This is a genomic window from Mesorhizobium sp. M7A.F.Ca.US.014.04.1.1, assembly GCF_003998745.1.
Lineage (GTDB): Bacteria > Pseudomonadota > Alphaproteobacteria > Rhizobiales > Rhizobiaceae > Mesorhizobium > Mesorhizobium ciceri.
This window is the reverse complement of the sequence record NZ_RZRW01000625.1, coordinates 1-3,175: the sequence shown is the minus strand read 5'-3', so window position 1 is coordinate 3,175 and position 3,175 is coordinate 1. Positions and strand designations below refer to the sequence as shown.

Here is a 3,175-nt window from a genome sequence, read left to right as displayed (position 1 = left end):
GGCCTACCCTCTTCCCATCCGGTTCCAGGCATCCAGCCCAGCGATCTTGTAGGCTTCGGCGAGCGTTGGATAGTTGAAGGTGTTGTTGACGAAGAAGTCGACGGTGCCGCCGAGATTGATCACCGCCTGGCCGATGTGGATGAGCTCGGTGGCGCCCTCGCCGATGATGTGCGCGCCGAGCAGACGGCGCGTTTCGATCGAAAACAGCAGCTTCAGGAAGCCGGTGTTGACACCCATGATGTGGCCGCGCGAGGTCTCGCGAAAACGCGCCACGCCGACCTCGTAGGCCGCACCGCTCTCACGCACCTGTTCTTCGGACTGGCCGACCGTCGAGATTTCCGGCACCGCATAGATGCCATAGGGGAAAGTTTCCGGCGGCGGCGGCAAGGGCACTCCAAAGGCATGGCAGGCGGCCACCCTGCCCTGCTCCATCGAAGTCGAGGCCAGGCTCGGAAAGCCGATGACGTCGCCGGCGGCATAGATGTTGGGCACGCTGGTCTGGAAGGATTGCGGATCGACCTTGATGCGCCCTCTGGAGTCGGCGTCGATGCCGACGACATCCAGGCCCAGGCTGCCGACATTGCCGGTGCGGCCGGCGGCGTAGAGCACAACCTCGGAACGGATGGTGCGGCCATCGGCCAGTTCCACTTCGGCGGCGTCCGGCTTGGAGCGGATCTCCTTCACCGCGCTGCCCAGCCGGATGGTCATGCCGCGATCGCGCATCTGGTGGATGAAATCGTCGACGATCTCGCGGTCGACGAAATCGAGGATGGAGTTGCGCGGCTCGACCAAGGTTACCGGCACGTCGAGCGCGGAAAAGATCGTCGCATATTCGACGCCGATGACGCCGGCGCCGATCACGGTCAGCGTGCGCGGCAAGCGATCAAGCTCCAGCATCTCGTCGCTGTCGAAGACGCGGGTCTTGTCGAAAGGCACGTCGCGCGGGCGGTGCGGCCTGGTGCCGACCGCTATCAGCGCATTGGTAAAACCGACCTCGCTGTAATCGCCAGTGTCTGATGTCAGGCTGACCTTGTTGGGGCCAAGGAATTTCACCGCGGCGCGAGCGCTCTTGACCGTGTTGCGCATGAACTGGTGCTGCAGCACCTCGACCTCATGGTCGAGCGTCTTGTGCAGGCGCTCGACCAGATCGCCGACCGAGATATCCTGCTTGACCCGGTAGCCGCGCCCGTAGAAGCCGCGCTCGCGCCAGCCCGAAAGATTGAGCACCGTTTCGCGCAGCGTTTTCGATGGGATGGTCCCGGTATGCACCGAGACACCGCCCAGACGCCGGCCGCGGTCGACCACCAGCACGGACTTGCCGAGCTTGGCCGACTGCACCGCGGCACGGCGGCCGGAAGGGCCGCTGCCGATGACCAGCATGTCGTAGTCCATATTGCCCCGTCCCCTGTGCGCTCTGCTGCGCCGCAACAAGCTAATGCTATCCGCGCCGCAAATTCAACCAGTTCACATCGGGCCCGACGCCATCGAAGCTGGAGCACCGCTGGAAGCGCGATCTTGATTCCGCCACAGGCCTTCACCATTTCATGGCTGAGCGGTCCGCACCCTATGCCGTGGCCCTGTTACGAGGAAATGACATGAACGCGCGCGTTCTCGACGGCGAAATCATCACCAGCAGGCTCGACGATGTCAGGGCCTATGACGGCGTGCGCACGAAGCGCATCTTCGCCTTCATGATCGACTATGTCATCGTCGCGCTGCTCACCATCCCGTTTGCCATTCTGGTGTTCTTCCTCGGGCTCTTGACCCTCGGGCTTGGCTGGATGCTGTTCGGCATCCTGTTGCCGACTGTGGCCATCCTCTACATCTGGAACACGCTGGGCAGCACCGATCAGGCCACCACGGGCATGAAGATGATGGGCATCCGGCTCGACCGGCTCGACGGCAGGCCGATCGACGGCCTCACTGCGGTTGTCCATTCGGTGCTGTTCTGGGCCGGCAATGTCATCCTGTCGCCGCTTGTCCTGCTGGTAACGCTGTTTTCCGACCGCAAACGCACCTTGCACGATCTTTTACTTGGCACGGTCGTCAGCCGCACCGACCGCTGAAACGGCCCTCTGAAGAGCAGTCGCTACCGATTGAGCACAAATGTGAAGGCGTCGAGTCGACCGCGCCCACATAATCCTGTTGAATTTTTCGCCATCCGCGCCAAAGGTAGAGCGATTCGAAGGAGTGTTTCCAAGGCTCGATGACGCAGCATCCGACCCAGTCGCCGCAGTTCTTCCTGACCGCGCCGTCGCCGTGCCCCTATCTCGACGGCCAGTTCGAGCGCAAGGTGTTCACGCACCTGGTTGGCGACAAGGCGGCGGAGATGAACGACCTGTTGACGCAAGGCGGCTTCCGGCGCTCGCAGAACATCGCCTACAGGCCGGCCTGCGAGACCTGCCGCGCCTGCGTTTCGGTACGCATCCTCGCCCAGGAATTCGTCGCCAGCCGCAACATGAAGCGCGTGCTGCAGCACAATTCCGATCTCGTCGGCTACATGCACAATGCCGAGCCCTCGACCGAACAATATTCCCTGTTCCGCAGCTATCTCGACGCCCGCCACCGCCGTGGCGGCATGTCCGACATGACGGTGCTCGACTATGCGATGATGGTCGAGGACACCCATGTCGACACCAAGGTGATCGAATATCGGCGGCGCGGACCTGACACCTTCATCACCGGCAAGGGACAGGGCGAGCTGATCGCGGTGGCGCTCACCGACAAGATGGCCGACGGCCTGTCGATGGTCTACTCCTACTTCAATCCCGATTTCGAGGAGCGGTCGCTCGGCACGTTCATGATCCTCGACCACATCGCCCGCGCCAGGGCGATGGGCCTGCCCCATGTCTATCTCGGCTACTGGGTCAACGGCTCGCGCAAGATGAATTATAAGATGCGCTTCATGCCGCAGGAGCATCTCGGCCCCAAGGGCTGGGAGCGCTACACCAACGAAGCGGTTTCACGCTGAGCTTTTCCAAGGTCCGCCTTTAAACTGTTTCAAGGCAGGGGATGCTGGTCTTTCAGCCGGTTGGCTGGAGAGAGTGCGCCATTGCACCGGCCGGCCGCCAGCCTGCATTTCATTGCGAAAGTTCCTGCATGTCCTCTCATCACGATCACCAGAAAGGTCTTTTGATAACCGCCATCGGCGGGCTCACGCTGACTGTCGACATAC

General features: G+C 62.2%; 3 protein-coding genes and 1 pseudogene. 3 read left to right on the top strand and 1 reads right to left on the bottom strand.

Annotated elements, in window-relative coordinates:
• Positions 1 to 3 precede the first annotated feature (3 nt).
• Positions 4 to 1,392 carry a Si-specific NAD(P)(+) transhydrogenase gene (gene sthA, locus EOA22_RS28850; RefSeq protein WP_063167758.1) on the bottom strand — a complete coding sequence of 463 codons (1,389 nt, stop codon included), beginning with the start codon at positions 1,390 to 1,392 and terminating at the stop codon, positions 4 to 6.
• Between the two features lie 203 nt (positions 1,393 to 1,595).
• Here sthA and EOA22_RS28845 point away from each other — a divergent pair, with 203 nt between their 5' ends.
• The 3 genes and pseudogenes from EOA22_RS28845 to EOA22_RS39740 all read left to right on the top strand — a co-directional run.
• Positions 1,596 to 2,066: an RDD family protein gene (locus tag EOA22_RS28845; protein WP_063167757.1), complete on the top strand. Its 471-nt coding sequence runs from the start codon at positions 1,596 to 1,598 to the stop codon at positions 2,064 to 2,066.
• A gap of 140 nt (positions 2,067 to 2,206) precedes the next feature.
• Positions 2,207 to 2,971, top strand: a complete 765-nt coding sequence (locus EOA22_RS28840; RefSeq protein WP_013532274.1) for an arginyltransferase — start codon at positions 2,207 to 2,209, stop codon at positions 2,969 to 2,971.
• A 41-nt stretch (positions 2,972 to 3,012) separates the two neighbouring features.
• A pseudogene (locus EOA22_RS39740) lies at positions 3,013 to 3,175 on the top strand (EamA/RhaT family transporter); the annotation flags it as partial.

Excerpts from the sequence above, each read along its gene's own strand:
- sthA (WP_063167758.1), bottom strand. The coding sequence starts at position 1,392 with ATGGACTACGACATGCTGGTCATCGGCAGCGGCCCTTCCGGCCGCCGT.
- EOA22_RS28845 (WP_063167757.1), top strand. The coding sequence starts at position 1,596 with ATGAACGCGCGCGTTCTCGACGGCGAAATCATCACCAGCAGGCTCGAC.
- EOA22_RS28840 (WP_013532274.1), top strand. The coding sequence starts at position 2,207 with ATGACGCAGCATCCGACCCAGTCGCCGCAGTTCTTCCTGACCGCGCCG.